This is a genomic window from Dactylosporangium sp. NPDC005555 (assembly GCF_040605635.1).
Classification (GTDB): Bacteria; Actinomycetota; Actinomycetes; order Mycobacteriales; family Micromonosporaceae; genus Dactylosporangium.
Genome location: NZ_JBEXDG010000015.1, coordinates 159,869 through 177,734, shown reverse-complemented (window position 1 = coordinate 177,734; position 17,866 = coordinate 159,869). Strand labels below are relative to the sequence as shown.

Below are 17,866 nucleotides of genomic sequence, written 5' to 3'. Positions count from 1 at the left end.
AGGACATCGACGGCCGCCGCCGTCCGGCCGCGTGAACCGTGCCGGCGGGCGTGAAAGTTTCGTGCCGTTTGACAGCCACTCGTGTGCGACCGATCATCGAAGCGCTTCGACAACACCGCCGTTCGCCGCGGAATGGGGACCTTGATGACCGTGCCTGACCTGCTGCGGCGGCTCACGACCGCCGAGAAGATCGCGCTGCTGCACCAGCGGCAGCCGGCCGTGCCGCGCCTGGGTCTGGCGGAGTTCCACACCGGGTGCGAGGTGCTGCACGGCGTCGCCTGGCTCGGCCGGGCCACCGTCTTCCCGCAGGCCGTCGGGCTCGGCGCGAGCTGGGACCGGGCGCTGCTGCGCGCCGTCGGCGAAGCGGCCTCCACGGAGGTCCGCGCGTTCCACCGGGACGGACGCGCGTCGCTCAACGTGTGGGCGCCGGTGGTGAACCCGCTGCGCGACCCGCGCTGGGGCCGCAACGAGGAGGGCTACAGCGAGGATCCGTTCGCCACCGCCGAGCTGGCCGTCGCGTTCTGCACCGGGCTGCGCGGCGACGATCCCGAGGTGTGGCGGACCACGCCGATCCTGAAGCACTTCCTGGCCTACAACATGGAGACCGACCGGGACGTCGCCGACATCGCCGTGCCTTCCCGCGTGCTGCACGAGTACGAGCTGCCGGGGTTCCTCGCCCCGCTGCGGGCCGGCGTGGCGGCCGGGGTCATGCCCGCCTACAACCTGGTCGACGGCATCCCCAACCACGTGCATCCGCTGCTGGCCTCGGTGCTGCGGGCCGAAGCACCCGACCTGGTGGTGTGCTCCGACGCGCAGGCGCCGTCGAACCTCGTGGACACCGAGCACCACTTCGAGGACCACGCCTCGTCGCACGCCGCCGCGCTGCGCGCCGGGGTGGACAGCTACACCGACAACGGTCCCGACGCGGGGCCGACGATCGCCCGGTTCACGTCGGCGCTGCGGCAGGGGCTGATCACGGAGGCCGACATCGACGCCGCCGTCGGCCGGCTGCTGCGGATGCGGGCCGCCACCGGCGAGTTCGAACCTTCCCGCGACCCGTACCGGAGCATCGGCCGCGACGTGATCGCGTGCGACGAGCACGCCCGGCTCGCCGCCCGCGCCGCACACGAGGGCGTCGTGCTGCTCAAGAACTCCCCCGGCGCGCTGCCGTGGACGTCACCGGGCCGCGTCGCGGTCATCGGGCACCTCGGCGACCGGGTCCTCACCGACTGGTACAGCGGCACGCTGCCCTATGCGGTCACCGTCGCATCCGCGCTGGGCGCCACCTCCACCGTGGACGGTGTCGACCGCGTCCGGCTGTCCACACCGGACGGTCGGCGGGTGCACGCCGACGGGCCGCTGCGGCTGGCCGACGGGCCGGGCGCGGTCTTCGCCCATCAGGACTGGGGCATCAGCGTGCAGTGCCCGGTGCCCGTGCACACGTTGCGGGACACGGCCTCCGGGCTGTACGTGACCGTCGGCGACGACGGGCTGCTCACCGCCGACGCCGTCACCCCCGACGGCTGGGTGGTCCGGGAGCTGTGGGAGCTGCACCCGGCCGGACCGGGCGAGTTCCTGCTGTGGTCCAACGCGCTCGGCCGGTACGTCAGCGAAGGCCCGGACGGGAGCCTGGTCGCGGGCGCGGCGGACGGCGCGCTGCGGTTCGTCCGGGAGCTGGTGACGTCCGGTGTGGACGAGGCCGTCGCCGCCGCCCGCGCCGCCGACCGGGTCGTCGTGGTGCTCGGCAACGACCCGCACATCAACGGCCGCGAGACCGTCGACCGCTGCACGCTCCTCCTGCCGCCGGAGCAGGAGGCGCTGCTGCGCGCGGTCGCCTCGGCCCGCCCCGACACGGTCCTCGTCCTGGTGTCCGGCTACCCGTACGCGATCGACTGGGCGCAGGAACACGTCCCGGCGATCCTGTGGACGTCGCACGCCGGCCAGGAGCTCGGCACCGCCGTCGCCGACGCCCTCCTCGGCGTGACCAACCCGGCCGGCCGGCTGCCGCAGACCTGGTACCGCGCCGACACCGTCCTGCCCGACCCTACCGACTACGACATCATCGGCTCCGGCTGGACCTACCAGTACCACCGCGGCCCGGTCCTCTACCCGTTCGGCCACGGCCTGTCGTACACCACGTTCGGGTACGGCCCGGTCACCGTCGACGGGGCCACCGCGACCGTCACGGTCACCAACACCGGCAACCGCGCCGGCGACGAGGTCGTGCAGCTCTACGTCACGCCCCGCGGCTGGCCCGTCCCCGCGCCGCTGCGCCGCCTCGCCGGCTTCGACCGCGTGTCCTTGCAGCCCGGTGAGTCCCGCGAGGTCCGCTTCGAGATCCCGCCGACCGCCCTCGCCTACTGGTCGGACGGCTTCGTCAGCCCGCCCGGCGAGCACGAGTTCCGCGTCGGCACCCGTTGAAGGTTCTCCGAAGGTTCGTCGAAGGTCGGCCGCCGACAGTGGTCGGCATGACCCATCACGGACACGGAGGTCCTGCAATGCGAAACTCGAAACTGGCCAGGCTGTTCGCTCGGCTGACGCTCGCCACCGCGGTCGCCGCCGGTGGCGTGCTGGCGGCCTCGGCACCGGCACACGCGACGACCGGGGACTGGGAGCGCATCAGCGCCGTCTACAGCGGGCTGGTCGCTGCCGTGCCCTCGCCCTGGACCACCAACGGCCTGCAGGTCGAGACCGCGCCCTACGGCGTGAACGCCTGGAACGGCCAGTGGAAGTTCATCCTGGTCAGCGGCAGCACCTACACCATCGAGAACCGGTACAGCCACCAGTGCCTCGACACGGAGAACGGCAACTCGCTGGTGTCCGGGGCGCCGGTGGTGCAGCTGCCGTGCGACGACACGGCCAGCCAGACCTGGGTCCGGACCCGGGACGACGTGCTGAAGATCTGGCGCATCAGCAACGGCTTCTCCGGTCTGGCGCTCGCGGTCGAGACCGGCAACGCCGGGGGCGGCGCCGGCTTCATCCAGGCCAACAACCTGCCGAACAACACCAGGTTCCAGTTCCAGGTCTGGTGAGCGTCCGGTGACCCGGGCGGGGCCGCGGACGGCGCGTCCACGGCCCCGCACACACCGTCAGAGGCGGGCGGGTCCCGCCGCGACCGCTTCGTCGACGGCGCCGGCGCGGCGGTCCGTCGCGTGCCGCTCCCCGGCCGAGTCGCGGTCCGCGGCGACCGCCGAGGCCCGGGCGGCGGCCATGGACTGCGCGCCGGTGACGCCGCCGCGGATGCGGTTGTCGGCGCCGACGCGGGCGGCCGGGGTGTTGCCGGCGAGCTGGAGCTGGCCGTTGATGCTGTTGTCCTCGAGGGAGGCGTCGCCGGTGGTGTTGGTGATGCTGACGTCGCGGCCGAAGTAGCTGCCGGAGGCGCAGCCGTCGAGGGTGCCGTTGGGGCCGAGCTGGACGCCACTGAGGTTGCCGGCGAAGGTGGCCTTGCCCTTGACGGCGCTGCCGCAGACGACGCTGCCGGTCGCGGCGTTGAGGACCGAGAGGGTGCCGTCGATGAAGGAGTCGTGCACGTCGGTGTAGTAGGCGTTGCTGCTGGAGACGTTGCCGGTGACCTGGGTCAGCTGGTCGAGGCGGGCCTCGCCGACGCTGACGGACACGTTGCCGGTGACCGTCGTGCCCTCCACGAACAGGAAGCCCTCCATCGTGGCGGTGCCCTTCGGGCGCAACGTGACCGTGCCGGTGCTGCCGTCGCGCAGGTACACGCCGAACCCTCCGGCGGCGAGGATCACCTGGCCGCCGATGGAGGTCGCGGTGGCGTCGAGGTAGCCGTTGGCGGCGACGCGGACCTCACCGCTGATGGTGCCGTTGCTGACGACGAGGTCGGCGCCCGCGGCGACCTGGACGTTGCCGGTGACGGTGGTGCCTTCCAGGGAGCACGACTCCCCCGCCGGGACGTACAGGTCGTTCGGCACGGTCACCGCACCGCCGGTGCCGACGCAGTAGGTGATCAGGCCGGCGTTCGCCTGCTGGGCGGCCGAACCGACCAGGGCGGCGGTGGCGGCGAGCGACAGGGCGGCGCCCATGACAACGGAACGGCGCATCAGGATTCTCCTCGGGCAGTGTGGGGGACGGTGGACCGGGTCGCGGCGCGCACGATCGCGCCCTGGTCCCGGCGGGTGAGCACGCCGGCGGTCACCAGGGGTCCGGTGACGGCGTCGACGTGCCTGACGAATGCGGCGTGGTCGGGATAGGGGGCGTGCTCGGCGATCAGGTCGTTGATGGTGCAGCCGTTGCCGGTGTCGACGTTCGGCACGCCGGAGTCGACACCGCCGATGACGACGTGCGGGCGGTCGTCGGAGCCGGGGCACGCGTCGGTGCCGTCCGCGACGACGGTGAACGCCACGGACTGCGCGGGTGCGACGTTCGACGCCCGGTCGGTGGCGCGGTAGCTGACGGCGTGCACGCCCGCCGCGCGGACGACGACCGGCGCGGTGTAGACGGTCCAGGCGCCACCGTCCAATGTGTACTCGATCGAGCGCACCCCGGACTGGCTGTCGGTCGCCGTGACCGCCACGGTCGCCGCGCCGACGTACCGGCCGCTGCCGTCCTGCCGCCCGGTCACCGCGGCGGTGACCGTGGGCGGTGTGGTGTCCTCGACCGGCGGGGCGACGACGGTGAACGACGCCATGCCCTCCGGCGAGGTGTTCCCGGCCACGTCCGTCGCCCGGTAGTGCACCATGTGCGCACCGACCGCACCGACGACGACCGGCGCCGAGTACACCACCCAGGCACCGCCGTCCGTCTGCGTCTCGACGCGGGCGACCCCCGAGCCGGCGTCGGACGCGGTGACCGTCACCGTGGCCGAGCCGACATAGTTGCCGGCGCCGTCGCGGGTACCGGTGACGACACCGGTGACCGTGGGCGGCGTGGTGTCCACGACCGGCGGCGCGACGACGGTGAACGACGCCATGCCCTCCGGCGAGGTGTTCCCGGCCACGTCCGTCGCCCGGTAGTGCACCATGTGCGCACCGACCGCACCGACGACGACCGGCGCCGAGTACACCACCCACGCACCGCCGTCCGTCTGCGTCTCGACCCGCGCCACACCGGAACCGGCGTCGGACGCGGAGACCGTCACCGTCGCCGAGCCGACATAGTTCCCGGCACCGTCGCGGGTACCCGCCACGGCCGCGGTGACCGTCGGCGGCGTGGTGTCCACCGGGCCGGGGTCGGTCACGCTGAACGCCACCGACCCGGTCGCCGACGTGTTGCCTGCGGCGTCGGTCGCCCGGTACTGCACCGAGTGGTCCCCGGGCGCGGTCACCCGGACCGGCGCGGTGTACGGCTGGAAGCTGCCGTCGTCGAGCTGGTACTCGACCGAGGCCACCCCGGATCCGCTGTCGGTCGCGGTCACCGTGACGGTCGCGGTGCTGGTGCCGTCGCCGGTCACCGAGGCCGTCACCGTCGGCGGCGTCGTGTCCGGGCCGCCGCCGGTGACCACGAACTCGCCGACCATCAGGCTGTGCCCCGGGATGATGCAGAAGTACCGGTACCGCCCGGGCGTCAGCGTCACGGACATCTCGTGCCGGCCGTTGTTGGCGTCGAACGGGTTGGCGAGGATGTTGACGGCGACGTCGTGGTTGTAGCCCGGCGTCGACGAGTCGAAGGTGAGCGTGTGCGGCATCCCGGTGGTGTTGCCGGTCGCCTCGCTGTTCTCGAACACGATGGTGGCCGCCCCGGCGACGGCCTGCGTCGGCGCCGTCCGGTAGCCGGTGATCGCGCCGCTGGTCGTCCACGTCAGCACCTGGTCGGCGGCGAAGGCCGTGGACGGAGGGGCGACCAGCACCGCCGCCAGCAGGGCGAGGGCCAGCAGGGCCCGTCGGATGATCACAGCGACCTCACTCGCAGGTTGCGGAAGTCCATGACGTCGCTCGTGCCGTGGTTCTGCAGGCCGAGGAAGCCGCTGGCGAACTGCCGCAGGTCGGTGGACGGGTCGCCGGCCCGTGAGGACTGCTTGCCTGGCGTGTTGTCGAACTCGTTGATGACCACACCGTTCCTCGAAATCGTGTAGTGCTGCCCGACGACGCGGACCTCGTAGTCGTTCCACACGCCCTTGGCGGTGGCGCCGGCGCCGCTCATCGGCACCGGGTCGAAGTTGTAGATGGAGCCGGTCTTCTGCGGTTCGCCGGTGTCGCCGTCGTACAGCTGGATCTCGTGCCCGCAGTAGATGGCGACCCAGGCCGGTGACGTGCGCGCCGACCCGACGGTCCCGCAGCTGCCCGCGGGCCGCTGTTCCAAAGGAGTCCGCGGATCCGGGAAGCGGGCGAAGACGCCGCTGTTGGCGCGGCTCGTTCCCGTTGCCATGTCGCGGAACTGGAGCTTGAACGAGAAGTCGCCGAACGGGCGGGCGCCGTACCAGAGCATGCCGAGGCCGCCGTCGGAGCGCAGCGTCCCGTCGGGCTGGAGCACGAACTGCCCGGACGGCGCCTGCACCCAGTCCCGCAACGACGCCGGGGTGCCGTCGAAGATCGGCTCGTAACCGGTGACGCCGGTCCGTCCGATCGGTGACCCGGCGGCGGTACGCGTGAGCGTCCCCGCCTCCCGTGCGGTGAGCGCCCTGTCGGCGACGAGACGATCGGCGACCGCGGAGACGTGCCGCACGAAGCTGTCGTGATCGGCCCAGGTGCCCTCGTCGTCGAGGAGGTCGTTGACGGTGCAGTGCCCGCCGGCGACCTTGTTCGGCACGCCGGTGTCGGTGTCGCCGAGGTGCACCGTGGCACGGCCGTCCGGCACCGCGCAGTCGACGTCGACGCTCGTGCGCACCTCGGCCGTCGTGCCGTCGGCGTACGTGACGGTCAGCCGCGCGGTGTAGGAGCCGGTCCGGGCGTAGACGTGCCGCGGGTCCGCCTCGGTGGACGTGCCGCCGTCGCCGAAGTCCCAGCGCCACGAGACGCCGCCGGACCGGAAGCCGTTGAACGCGTAGGTGAGCGCCTTGCTCTGCACCGCCACGGCCGTCGCGGCCGGCACCGGGGTCGCCGGGCCGCCCTGGTACGCCACCCGGATGAGCTTCTGGTTGGCGTGCAGGGTGAAGAAGCCGCCGCCGTAGTCGAGCAGGTAGAGCGCGCCGTCCGCACCGAACTTGGCGTCCATCCACGACTGCAGGCGGTTGTCGCCGCTGCCGGACGGGATGATCGCCCGCAGCGACTCGGCGAACACCGGCGGTGCCGCGGTCGCGACCCCGGCCGGGTCGACGGTCACGGCGATGCGGTTGCTGGCGTTCGACTCGTCGCCGATGAACCATTTGCCGTCCCAGTACGCCGGCCACGCGAGGCCACTGTTCTGGTTCACCAGCGAACGGTGGTAGGACGGGCCGGACATCACGGCCTGGCCGCCGCCGCGCAGGTACGGCTGGGTGTAGGTGGCGTCGGCGGCGACGTACGTGGGGATGCCGCTGCCGTCGGCGCGCGGCGGGAACACGGGTCCGCCGCCGTCGGGCGAGTACCAGATCATGTTGTTCTTCACCGGCGGCAGGTCGACCAGCCCGGTGTTCCGCGGCGACGTGTTGCGAGGGTTGGCGCAGTCGTACCAGCCGGTGAGCACCGAGGCGTCGGTGTCGCTGCGGTCGCGGTACGGCTGCCGGTTGCCCATGCAGTAGGGCCAGCCGTGGTTGCCGGCCTCGGTGATGACGGTCGCGGTCTCGTACTTGGCGGGCCCGAGCGTCGGGCTCGGCGACGCCGCGTCCGGGCCGACCCAGGCGGCGGTCAGCCAGTTGCGGACCGGGTCCCACTGCAGCCGGGAGATGTTGCGCACGCCCATCACGTAGATCTCCGGGCGGGTCTTGCCGGTGCCCGGCGCGAACAGGTTCCCGTCCGGGATCGTGTACGTGCCGCCGGGCTCCGGGTGGATGCGCAGGATCTTGCCGTTGAGGTCGTTCGTGTTGCCGGCGGTGCGCCGCGCGTCCTGGAACGAGGTGCCCGCGAACTCGGCGGTCCAGTTGTTGCCGGAGTAGCCGCTGGAGCCCTCGGAGGAGTTGCTGTCGCCGGACCCGACGTACAGGTTGCCGGCCTCGTCGAAGGCCATCCCGCCGCCGGCGTGGCAGCAGCTGTGGATCTGCACCGGCCACTGGATCAGGTCCTTGCGGGTGGCCTGGTCGATGCTCTGCGCGGCCCTGTCGTAGGTGAACCGGGAGATGGTCCGCTGGCCGATCCGGGTGTCCCGGTTGATGGACGCGTGCGGCATCCAGTACACGTAGAGCAAGCCGTTCTGCGCGAAGCCCGGGTCGGCGACGACGCCGAGCAGCCCTTCCTCGTTCTTCACCAGTTCCGTGCCGCTGCCCCGGTTGCCCATCACCGGCAGGGTCGTCAGCAGTTTGACGGTCTTCGCCACCGGGTCGTAGCGGTGGATGGTGCCGCAGCCGAGCCCGACGTTCGGGTTGGCCCAGTCGGCGACCGGGCCGCTCGGGCATGCGGCCTTGCCGACGTAGAAGATCGACCCGTCGGGCGCGACCGTGAGGCCGTGCGCCTCGCCGATCTGGTCGAGCTGGCCGGCCTGGTTGGCGGCGGTGAGCCGCTCGACGCGGTAGTTGGCGGCGATCGTCGCCTGGCAGTCGCCGCGGACGACGCCGGTGGTCCAGCGCAGCGCGCCGCCGAGGTGGGCGCGGAAGTCCCGCTCGTCGTAACTGCCCTCGGTGTGGCCCATGCCGGTGTAGAAGGACCGGCCGCCGTCGTAGTCGCGGCACCACGACACCGGGTGGAACGGGCCGTTGGCGCCGGATCCGGCGTCGTGCTTCCACTCCTCGACCTGCGCGACGGTGTGCACGGTGCCGACCGGGTTCGGATCCCAGTTGTACCAGCGGTCGGAGCGGGTCAGCTTCAGCGGCAGCGTCGCGGTCGACGGGTGCTGCCGGTCCAGGACGTCGACGACGCCCTGCTGCACCGCGGGCGGCGCGGGCGGCTCGGCGGCGCCGGCGAACAGGCGCAGGTCGGCGAGCTGGATGAGCGGCTCGCCGCTGTTGGCGGTGATGTTCAGCCGGTACCGCGGGTACACCGTCGTGTTGGCGACCTCGAAGCGGCGGGTCTGCAGCCGCTCGCCGAAGGTCTGCCCGGTGCGCCGGTCGAGGTCGACCCACGTCGTGCCGTCGGTGGAGCCCTGCAGCGTCCAGTCCTTCGGGTCGCGGCCGGGGAAGTCGTTGGCGGACGTCAGCGCGTAGCCGTTCACCGCCGCGGGGGTGCTCAGCTGGTACGCCACCCAGCCGGTCGTGGCGAACGTCAGCCACTTCGTGCCGGAGTTACCGTCGGTGAGCTTCTCCTTGGTCTCGTTGGGCGGGTTCTCGGCGCTGGCGGTCACCGCGCTCACCGGCAGCGCGTTGGGGATCGCGCCGACCGGGCGGGTGCCGATGAGGCCGGTGAACCAGGTCGAGTCGGGCTGGGCCTTGGCGGCGTCGCCGATGCCGAGGAAGCCGCCGCCGGCCTTGACGTAGGCCTGCAGCGCGGTCTCCTGGTCGCGGTTGAGCACGGCGCCGGTGGCGGACAGGAAGACGATGCCGCGGTACTTGAGGAGGTTGGCGGCGGTGAAGACGGCGGGGTCGGACGAGGCGGTGACGGTGATGCCGCTGTCCTGGGCGACCTCGGTGATCTCGGCGGTGGCGCGGGCGACGGGGTCCTGCTGCTCGGCGGCCGGACCGTGGAAGACGAGGACGTCCACGCCGGCCGCGGCGAGCGGTGCTTTCGGTGCCGCGGGCGCGGCGAAGGTGGGCTGGGCGGTCTGCAACAAGGTCAGCGCGACGGCGGCGGCGATCGAGCGCCGCCAGGTTGTGAACCTCATGAGGCTCCTTCGTCGGTTGGTTCAGCCGCCGTGCACGTGGACGTGCGGCTGGGCAGCAGCGGCGGCGGGGCTGTGCACGTGGCCGCGGAAGCGGTCGATGGCCTCCTGGGCGCCGGCAGGCATGCTGCCGTCGGCGTTGCGCACCAGGAACAGGCCTGCCATCCCCATGTCGGAGTGGGACTGGACATGGCAGTGGTACATCCAGGCGCCCGGGCCGACGCCCTCGCCGGCGAGCACCTGGAACCCGAAGGAGCTGCCTGGGTTGAGGTCCTTGTTGTCGATGACGAGGCTCGGGTCGGCGGGACCTTCGAGCATCCCGGTGCGGTTGTCCGCCCATCGGTGCGCGTGCAGGTGGAACGTGTGGAACAGGTTGCCGTGGCCGATGGCGGTCCACTCGACGCGCTGCCCGAGGTTCGCCTCGAACATCGGCGTGTCCGGGGCGACCTTATTGTTGATCATCATCTCGTTGAAGACGACGGTGAACTGCTTGTCCGGCAGGATGTCGCCGCGGCGGCGGACGGTCAGCGCCCCGTACAGGCCGCGCGCCACCCCGCCGGTGCCGTGGTCGGTGCCCATCGCGTGGTCGTGGTAGTGCCAGTAGCCGGCGCTGCCGGGCATGTACCGCCGGCCGGCCACGGCGGTCATCTCATGCGACCGCCACGTGTAGGTCCTGGTCTCGCCGGGGTTGTTGAACGAGTTGTGCAGCGGGCTGCCGTCGGACCCGGTGCTGTAGTCGACGCCGTGCGGGTGGATCGACAGCCGCTGGCTGGTCGTGTTGACGAGCGTGACCTCGAGGGTGTCGCCCTCGTACATCTCCAGCGTCGGCCCGGGGACGGTGGCCTGGCCGGGGGCGAGGCCGTAGCCGTACAGGTTGCCGGGCAGCGCCTCGGCGTAGATCGTCACGCGGCGGGTCGCCCCCGCCGCCAGCACCGGGCGGTAGGTCTGCCGCGACGACCGGGCGAGCCCCGGCGTGAGCGCGGTGCCGAGGCCGGCGGCCGACGCCGCCAGAGCGCCTCCCATCAGCATCGACCTGCGCGACGTGAGTCGGCGGAACATCCATCCCCCTTCGGTCTCGCGCGCGGGGCAGGGTTGTTCGCACCGCGACCGGAAAGGGCGGTGGCAGGCTTACGGCTTCCCCGTCGCGTCAGGCGATCGATTTACTTTTGTCGATCTACGGCCAACTTATGCACGGGCCGAACCAAAGTAAAGACTTGTATCTATAAAGATGGCACTCTATGAGCAGATGCCCACTGTAAGGCACCAACCGGACAACGGGATATGCGAAATCGTGCTCAGTACCCCGGCGGCCGGCCGGCTGCGCGCTTCCACGTCCGGCGTCAGGCGCTGCCCAGCAGGCCCTGGCCGATCCAGCCGCCGGGCTCGCAGCCCGGGGGGACCGCGAAGACCGCGGAGCCGATCGGCGTCACCCACTCGTTGAGCAGGTCGGCCTCGGCGAGGTTGCGCTGGATCGGCAGGAATTGGTTGCCGACGTCGCGCTGGAACGAGGCGAAGATGAGCCCGCAGTCGGCGGTGCCGTCCGCGGTGGGGGGCTCGTCGTAGTTGTACGGGCGGCGGAAGATCCGCTGCCGGTCGTCGGCCACGTGGGCGCGGGCCACGTGGGAGAACTCGGAGATGACGGTCAGCCCGAGCTCGTTCTTCGCGGCGAGGTCCGGCGGGTCCTGCTCGTGCCGGCCGGTCAGCGGGGCGCCGTCGGACAGGCGCCGGCCGACGGCGAACTCCTTGCCGGCGGTGTCGGCGGCGTCCCACGCCTCCAGCTCGGCCCGGATCCGGCGCAGGACGACGGTCGTGCCGCCGTGCAGCCACGCCGGGCCGCCGTCTGCGGCGGTGCGCCAGACCGCGCCGGCGAACGCGTCGCTGCCGGGCGCCGGGTTGCCGGTGCCGTCGAGCTGGCCGAGGACGTTGCGCTGGGTCACGCCGTCGTCCTGCATGGCGTGCGCCCGGCGGAAGCCGCGCTGCACCCATCGGACGGTGGCGAACGACCGGCTGTCCTTGACCAGCATCCGTTGCGCGTGGGCGACGGTGAGCGGGTCGTCGGCGCAGATCTGCAGCAGCAGGTCACCGCCGCACCACCGCTCCTGCAGCTTGTCGATCTTGAAGGCCGGCAGCTGCAGCAGGGTCGCCGGCCGCTGGTCGGCGAGCCCGGCGGCGTCGAACAGCCGCGGGCCGAAGCCGAACGTGACGGTGAGCCTGGCCGGCACCTGGGCGAGCTCGGGCTGGCCGTCGGCGAGCGGCGCGCGGCCCTGGGTGAGGCGGGCCGCGTCGTCGGACAGCAGCAGCATCAGCCGGCGCAGCGCGGCCCGGTCGACGCCGGCGGCGAGGTCGAGCGCGACGAACGCGCCGTGCGCCTGCGCCGGGGTCGCGATCCCCGCCTGGTGCGGTCCGTGGAAGGGCACCATCTGACCGCCGTAGAGCACGTCCTTCGGCGGTGCGGTGACCGTACCGTCGCCGCCGCCGAGCACGGACGCGCCGACGGCGACCGCCCCGGCCGTCACCGCGGCGGTCACGGCGCCACCGGTCAGCAGGGCGCGCCTGCTGACCGGGCCGGCGGCCGGCGCTGGCGGACGATCGCTCATGTCAGCCCATGCCGGGCAGGTAGGACTCGTTGCCGGCGGCGAAGTCCTTGCCGATCGCGGTGAAGGACACCGTCCCGCCGCCCTGCAGGGTGAGGGTGAAACTCACCTGGTCACCGGCCTTCACCTCGGTCGTCACGTCCATCAGCATCAGGTGGTCGCCGCCGGGCCTGAACTCGTGGCTGCCGTTGGCGGGGATGACGAACCCGCCGTCCTTCGGTCGCATCGCCATCTTCCCGTCGACGGTGGTCGTGATCCTTCCACGAGTTGGTCGGGCGCGCCGCTCGGAAAGTTCCCGGCGACCCCGTGCGACGGTCCGGTGGGTGCAGGGTCCAGGATTGGTGTATGCGACTGCACGTGACGCTCCGCGCGAGCCTGGCCGCCGCCGCCGCGGTGTTGTTGATGCTGCTGACCCCGGCGCCGGCCTGGGCGCACACCACCCTGGTCAAGACCGACCCGGCCAAGGGCGCCACGGTCACCGCGCCGCTGACGGCGGTGACGCTGACGTTCACGGAGATGGTGAAGCAGCAGTTCAGCACGATCGTGGTCACCGGCGCGGACGGCGTCTCCTACAGCGACGGCATGCCGAAGTCGGTCGACAAGACCCTCAGCCAGCCGGTCAAGGCGCTGCCACCGGGGCTCGTCACGGTCGTCTGGCGGACCGCCGCCGGCGACGGGCATCCGCTCGAAGGCCAGTTCACGTTCACCAACGCGGCCCCTGCCCCGCCACCGTCGCCTTCCGCTTCGCCGTCCCCTTCGCCTTCGCCCGCGGCGTCGTCGGCCGCCGCGCCGACCGCGGCGGCGGACCCGGTGTCGGACGGGAGCGGCTCCGGCGCCGGGCTGTGGTGGGCGGCGCTCGGCGGGCTCGCGGTGCTGCTGGTCCTCGGCGGCGTCGTCCTGCGGACCCGGCGCCGGCGCAACTGAGGCAGGGGTTCGCTGATGCTCGCGTGACCAACCCCCGGACCTATCTGCTCAGCACTCGCGGTGGGGGCGGGCGGGCCGCTACGCTGAGGCCCGTTCGCATCCCCGGCGCGGCGGCCGGGGCGCCCTTGTCGTGCTCCCGTTGAAGGAACCGCCGTGACCACCACCGCCACCCCCGCCCGGTCCCGTGACACCGTCTACCGGATCGTGGCCGTCGCCGTCCTCGTCGTCGCCGGGATCGTCGTCACGCTGCTGTACCGCAGCAGCGCAGGCGATTCGAGCACCGCGCCGCAGGACCGGTCGATCAGCGTCACCATCACCGGGGGCCGGGCCGAGCCGCCCGTCGGGCGCGTCGAGGTCGGCAAGGGCAGCACCATCCGGCTGACCGTCACCTCCGACGCACCGGACGAGCTGCACGTCCACGGGTACGACCGGCGCGCCGTCCTCGAACCGGGCCGCCCGGCGACGCTGGAGTTCCGCGCCGACACGACCGGCATGTTCGAGATCGAGACGCACGGCGGGCACCTGCTGCTCGTCCAGCTGGTGGTCCGCTGACCGTCGTCCGTTCGGTCGTTCTTCGCCGGTACCTCCGGAGAGCCCCGCAGGTCAGCAACCCGGCCCTTTTTGACGTCCCGGACACCGGAGCCCGGACCCCGCGTCCCCGCCGGTGCCGTGCCGTTGACCGGGTGTCCGATTGTTCCCCTGCCGCGGGAATCCGCGGCGAAGACCGACGAGGTGGCCCCCCGACATGACGAACTCCACCGTGATGCCGAGCGTGTCCGACTACGACCGGATCGGCGGCGCGCCGGCGATCCGCACCGTCGTCGACCGGTTCTACGACCTCGTCCTCGCCGACGCCGAGCTGGCCGGCTACTTCACGGGCATGGACATCGCCCGCGTCAAACGCCACCAGGTGCTGCTGCTCAGCCAGGTGCTCGGCGGGCCTGTCACGTACGACGGCCGCGACCTCGCCGCGGCGCACCGCCACCTCGAGGTGACGGGCGCCCACTACGACCGGGTCGCGCAGTACCTGACGGGGCTGCTGTGGAGGTCCGATGTCGACACCGACATCATCTTCCGGGTGGCGGACACGCTCACCGCCGTGCGGGACCAGATCGTCGCCGCCCCGTCACCGCGGCCCCTCGCCGCGCAGCCGGCCGGTCGCCGGTCGCTGACCGGCTGGCTGCGCCGCAAGGCCAACCAGCGGTCCCGCGGCTGACCCACCCGCTCAGCGGGTGAGCAGGTAGATCACGACGAAGATGACCACCGCGATGGCGATGATCGCGCCGGCGCCCACGGGTCCCCGGCGGCCGCGTGGGGGCCGTGCGTAATGTCCTCTGACCCAGGGCATGACTGCTCCTCCGATACATGCGTTCCGGCGATATTTGTCTGCATGCATGGGTTCCCCACGCCCGGATCCTCAAACGGTTCACGTTCCGGTCAACGGGCCACCACCGGCCGTCGACAGGCGTTAGCGTGACCGGATGAGTGCAGCGGAAGAACACCGGGACATCGCCGGCAGGTTCACCGACCGGGTCCGTGGCGTGCCGGCCGGCGGCTGGGACGACCCGGCGCCGTGCGAGGGCTGGGTCGCCCGGGACGTCGTCGGGCATCTCGTCGAATGGTTCCCCGGCTTCCTGCGCGCCGGCGCCGGCATCGACCTGCCGCAGGGCCCGAAGGTGGCCGACGACCCGGTCGCCGCCTGGCAGGTGCACTGCGACGGCGTCCAGGCCGTCCTCGACGACCCGTCCTGCGCCGACCGCGTCCTGTCCAACCCGCACATCGGCGACATCCCGCTCGACGCGGCGATCAGCCAGTTCTACACCGCGGACGTCTTCATGCACACGTGGGACCTCGCCCGCGCCACCGGCCAGGACGAGCGCCTCGACCAGGACCGCTGCGCGGCGATGCTCGAGGGGATGCTGGCGATGGAGGACGCGATGCGCGGCAGCGGCCACTACGGCCCGCGCGTCGAGGTCCCCGCCGACGCCGACGCCCAGACCCGGCTGCTCGCCTTCATCGGCCGCGACCCGCGCTGACTCCCGGCCAGGGCGTCGCCGAGCAAGGTGCGCCCGCGTCAGCTCCCGGCCAGGGCATCGCCGAGCGGGGTGCGGCGGTAGAGCACGGACCGGCCCGACCGGGCGCGTTCGACGAGGCCGGAGCGGTGCAGGACCGCGAGGTGGTCGCCGACGGCGCCGGTCGCCATGCCGAACGCGCGGGCGAGCTGACTCGTGCTGGCCGGGTCGGCGAGGGTGGCCAGCAGCAGCGCCCGGGACCGGCCGAGCAGCGCCGACAGGTGGGCTGGCGCCTCCGGCGGGCCGTGTTCCAGGAGCGTGCCGACGCCGCGCGCCGGGTAGACGATCGCCTTGGGCCACGGGTCGTCGGCGTACACGGCGATGTCCGGCCAGACGAACACCGACGGGACCAGCAGGAGCCCTTCACCGTCGAGCCCGGTCTCGCGGCGGGCACGGACGCGCAGGTCGATGCCGCCGTCGCGCCACTGGACCTTCGGGTGCAGGCCGGCGAGGGCGGCGGCCCAGCCGGCGCGGCCGAGCTCGCCGACGCGGTGCACGACGTCGCGCTCGCACAGCAGCCGCAGCCGCGGCCAGTCGTCGGCGAGCAGCGCCTCCCACGCGGCAGCCAGCAGGTCGGCGAGCCGGTCGACGGTGCCCGGCCCGGTCAGCACCGCCCTCGCCGCGTCGGACACGTCACGGCGGTCCCGCAGGTAGAAGTCGATCTCCTCCCGTGCACCGGCGGCGGGCGCGGCACGCATGGCGGCTAGGTCGTCGTCGATGCCCTGCGCCAGGCCGTGCGGCGGCGGCGAGAAGAACGTGGCGCCCGACCCCGGCAGGTGCAGCGCCAGGACCGCCTCCAGGGCCGGGTCGTGCCGCAGCGGCGCGAACCGTGGCCGCAGCCGCGCCAGCCACGCCTCCGGCACGCCGTGGCGATGCGGGCTGCTCAGCGCGCGGAGCAGGTGGTGCAGCTCGAAGATCGGCGACAGGGCGAACCGGGTGCGCAGCAGGTCCTCGGCCCCGACCACGAACCGCAGCATCCCTCGACCTTACGCCCTGTGGCGAATCATTCGCTGCCGTCCGTGCGCACCCGCAGGCTCGTGGCATGACCGTCGTCGACCGCCCGGCCACCTACCGCGAGGTGTTCGCGGAGCCGTCGTTCCGCGCCCTGTTCGTCGCGCGGACCCTCGCGATCGGCGCGAACTCGCTGCAGATCTTCGCGCTGTCCGTCCTCGTCTACGCGAGCACCGGGTCGCCGCTGCTGAGCGCGCTCGCGTTCGGTGCGGGGTTCCTGCCGCAGGTCGTCGGCGGGCTGCTGCTCGGCGCGCTGACCGACCGGCTCCGGCCGCGGCCGCTCATCGTCGCGGGTTATGCGGTGGAGGCGCTGCTCGCGGCGGCGCTGGGGGTGCTCGACCTGCCGGTCGCGGTCAGCCTGACCCTTGTCGCGGTGATCGCCTGCGGTACGCCGGTGTTCGCGGGCTCGGCGGCCCGGGTCATCGCCGATCGGCTGACCGGCGACGCCTATGTCCTCGGCCGTTCGGTGTCGAACATGTCCTCGTCCGCCGCGCAGCTGCTCGGCCTGGCCGGTGGCGGGATCGCCGTCGCCGCCGCGGGTCCGCGCCCGGCGCTGCTGTTCGCCGCCGCCTGCCACGTCGCCGCCGCCGTCGCGGTCCGCTACGGCCTGCCCTCCACTCCCCGCCCGGCCGCCGACGGCTCTTCCGCCGCTGGCTCTTCCGTCGCCGGCTCTCTTGCCGTCGCTGGTCCAGCCGTCGACAGCCCGGGCGTCGTCGCCGCTCCGCCTGCCGCCGCCGGCTCCGCACCGGCCGCGACCGTTGCACCGGCTCGCGGCGGCGCGGTGCGCGACAGTCTGGCCGGTGCGGGTGCGCTGCTCGGTGACCGCACGGTCCGGCGGCTGCTGCTCGCGCAGTGGCTGCCGTCGGCGTTCGTCGCGGGCGGTGAGGCGCTCCTCGTCGCGTACGCCGGCAGCCGCGGCCTCCCGTCCGGCACCGGCGCGGTCCTCATGGCCGCCCCCGCCGTCGGCATGCTGCTCGGCAACTTCGTCGCCGGCCGGTTCCTGCGGCCGAGCCTGCGGGAGCGGCTGTCCGCGCCGTTCCTCATCGTCCTCGGCGCACCGCTCATCGCCGTCCTGGCCGCACCACCGCTGCCGGTCCTGGTCGGGCTGCTGGTCGTGGCGGGCACCGGATTCGCCTACGGCCTCGGCCTGCAACGCGCCTTCCTCGCCGCCGCCCCGCAGGACCGCCGCGGCCAGCTCTTCGCCCTGCTCTCCACCGGCATGATGGCCCTGCAGGGCGTCGGGCCGCTCGTGTTCGGCGCCGTCGCGGAGCTGACCTCACCTGCCATGGCCATCGCGTCCGCCGGCGCTGCCACGGTACTGGTGGCGCCGCTGATCCGGGCCGCCCTCAACCGTCCTGCTCGGCCGGCAACGCGAACACGTCCCCGGTCCGGAGACGGTCCCATCCGGCCCTCAACGGATCCGGCTCGTCGATGACCGCCTGACCCCTGGACCCGCCGGGTTCCAACCCTCGGCCGCGTAGCCGG

Annotated in this window: 15 protein-coding genes; 7 read left to right on the top strand and 8 right to left on the bottom strand. The window is 72.9% G+C overall.

Features of this window, described 5'->3' with window-relative positions; all coding sequences use genetic code 11:
* Window positions 1-144 precede the first annotated feature (144 nt).
* Together ABZS58_RS19595 and ABZS58_RS19590 are read left to right on the top strand one after the other, a co-directional pair.
* On the top strand, window positions 145-2,421 hold the full coding sequence (locus ABZS58_RS19595; protein WP_354783305.1) for a glycoside hydrolase family 3 C-terminal domain-containing protein: 2,277 nt from the start codon (window positions 145-147) through the stop codon (window positions 2,419-2,421).
* Window positions 2,422-2,498: 77 nt separating this feature from the next.
* Window positions 2,499-3,032, top strand: coding sequence for an RICIN domain-containing protein (locus ABZS58_RS19590; protein ID WP_354783303.1), 534 nt, complete (start codon window positions 2,499-2,501; stop codon window positions 3,030-3,032).
* A 57-nt stretch (window positions 3,033-3,089) separates the two neighbouring features.
* Here the strand turns inward: ABZS58_RS19590 and ABZS58_RS19585 are convergent, their stop codons facing one another.
* The 6 genes from ABZS58_RS19585 to ABZS58_RS19560 all read right to left on the bottom strand — a co-directional run bounded on the left by ABZS58_RS19585 (window position 3,090) and on the right by ABZS58_RS19560 (window position 12,630).
* Entirely contained in the window at window positions 3,090-4,061 is a 972-nt protein-coding gene (locus ABZS58_RS19585) for a hypothetical protein (protein ID WP_354783302.1), read from the bottom strand.
* Window positions 4,061-5,851, bottom strand: coding sequence for a copper-binding protein (locus ABZS58_RS19580; protein ID WP_354783300.1), 1,791 nt, complete (start codon window positions 5,849-5,851; stop codon window positions 4,061-4,063). Before ABZS58_RS19580 ends, ABZS58_RS19585 begins: the two co-directional genes overlap by 1 nt.
* Window positions 5,848-9,783 (bottom strand): ThuA domain-containing protein, encoded by a 3,936-nt coding sequence (locus tag ABZS58_RS19575; protein ID WP_354783298.1) that lies wholly within the window; start codon window positions 9,781-9,783, stop codon window positions 5,848-5,850. The genes ABZS58_RS19580 and ABZS58_RS19575 overlap by 4 nt, the downstream gene beginning before the upstream one ends.
* A gap of 21 nt (window positions 9,784-9,804) precedes the next feature.
* Window positions 9,805-10,839, bottom strand: coding sequence for a multicopper oxidase domain-containing protein (locus ABZS58_RS19570; RefSeq protein WP_354783296.1), 1,035 nt, complete (start codon window positions 10,837-10,839; stop codon window positions 9,805-9,807).
* Between the two features lie 281 nt (window positions 10,840-11,120).
* Window positions 11,121-12,377: a Dyp-type peroxidase gene (locus ABZS58_RS19565; RefSeq protein WP_354783294.1), complete on the bottom strand. Its 1,257-nt coding sequence runs from the start codon at window positions 12,375-12,377 to the stop codon at window positions 11,121-11,123.
* Window position 12,378: 1 nt separating this feature from the next.
* Complete coding sequence (locus ABZS58_RS19560; RefSeq protein WP_354783335.1) at window positions 12,379-12,630, bottom strand: copper chaperone PCu(A)C; 252 nt, start codon at window positions 12,628-12,630, stop codon at window positions 12,379-12,381.
* An 89-nt stretch (window positions 12,631-12,719) separates the two neighbouring features.
* Here ABZS58_RS19560 and ABZS58_RS19555 point away from each other — a divergent pair, with 89 nt between their 5' ends.
* The 3 genes from ABZS58_RS19555 (at window position 12,720) to ABZS58_RS19545 (ending at window position 14,514) form a co-directional block, all read left to right on the top strand.
* The gene (locus tag ABZS58_RS19555) at window positions 12,720-13,298 is read left to right on the top strand and encodes a copper resistance CopC family protein (RefSeq protein ID WP_354783292.1); all 579 of its coding nucleotides are present in this window, start codon (window positions 12,720-12,722) and stop codon (window positions 13,296-13,298) included.
* A gap of 153 nt (window positions 13,299-13,451) precedes the next feature.
* Complete coding sequence (locus ABZS58_RS19550) at window positions 13,452-13,850, top strand: cupredoxin domain-containing protein (RefSeq protein ID WP_354783290.1); 399 nt, start codon at window positions 13,452-13,454, stop codon at window positions 13,848-13,850.
* Between the two features lie 193 nt (window positions 13,851-14,043).
* The gene (locus tag ABZS58_RS19545) at window positions 14,044-14,514 is read left to right on the top strand and encodes a group 1 truncated hemoglobin (protein ID WP_354783288.1); all 471 of its coding nucleotides are present in this window, start codon (window positions 14,044-14,046) and stop codon (window positions 14,512-14,514) included.
* 9 nt (window positions 14,515-14,523) lie between these two features.
* Here the strand turns inward: ABZS58_RS19545 and ABZS58_RS19540 are convergent, their stop codons facing one another.
* Window positions 14,524-14,646, bottom strand: coding sequence for a hypothetical protein (locus ABZS58_RS19540; protein ID WP_354783286.1), 123 nt, complete (start codon window positions 14,644-14,646; stop codon window positions 14,524-14,526).
* A 133-nt stretch (window positions 14,647-14,779) separates the two neighbouring features.
* On the opposite strand from ABZS58_RS19540, the gene ABZS58_RS19535 reads away from it, so the two are divergent.
* Window positions 14,780-15,334 (top strand): TIGR03086 family metal-binding protein, encoded by a 555-nt coding sequence (locus ABZS58_RS19535; protein ID WP_354783284.1) that lies wholly within the window; start codon window positions 14,780-14,782, stop codon window positions 15,332-15,334.
* A gap of 38 nt (window positions 15,335-15,372) precedes the next feature.
* Here ABZS58_RS19535 and ABZS58_RS19530 read toward each other — a convergent pair whose 3' ends face one another.
* Window positions 15,373-16,347, bottom strand: coding sequence for a winged helix-turn-helix domain-containing protein (locus tag ABZS58_RS19530; RefSeq protein ID WP_354783282.1), 975 nt, complete (start codon window positions 16,345-16,347; stop codon window positions 15,373-15,375).
* A 65-nt stretch (window positions 16,348-16,412) separates the two neighbouring features.
* Between ABZS58_RS19530 and ABZS58_RS19525 the strand changes: the two genes are divergently transcribed.
* The gene (locus tag ABZS58_RS19525; RefSeq protein ID WP_354783280.1) at window positions 16,413-17,816 is read left to right on the top strand and encodes an MFS transporter; all 1,404 of its coding nucleotides are present in this window, start codon (window positions 16,413-16,415) and stop codon (window positions 17,814-17,816) included.
* Window positions 17,817-17,866 lie beyond the last annotated feature (50 nt).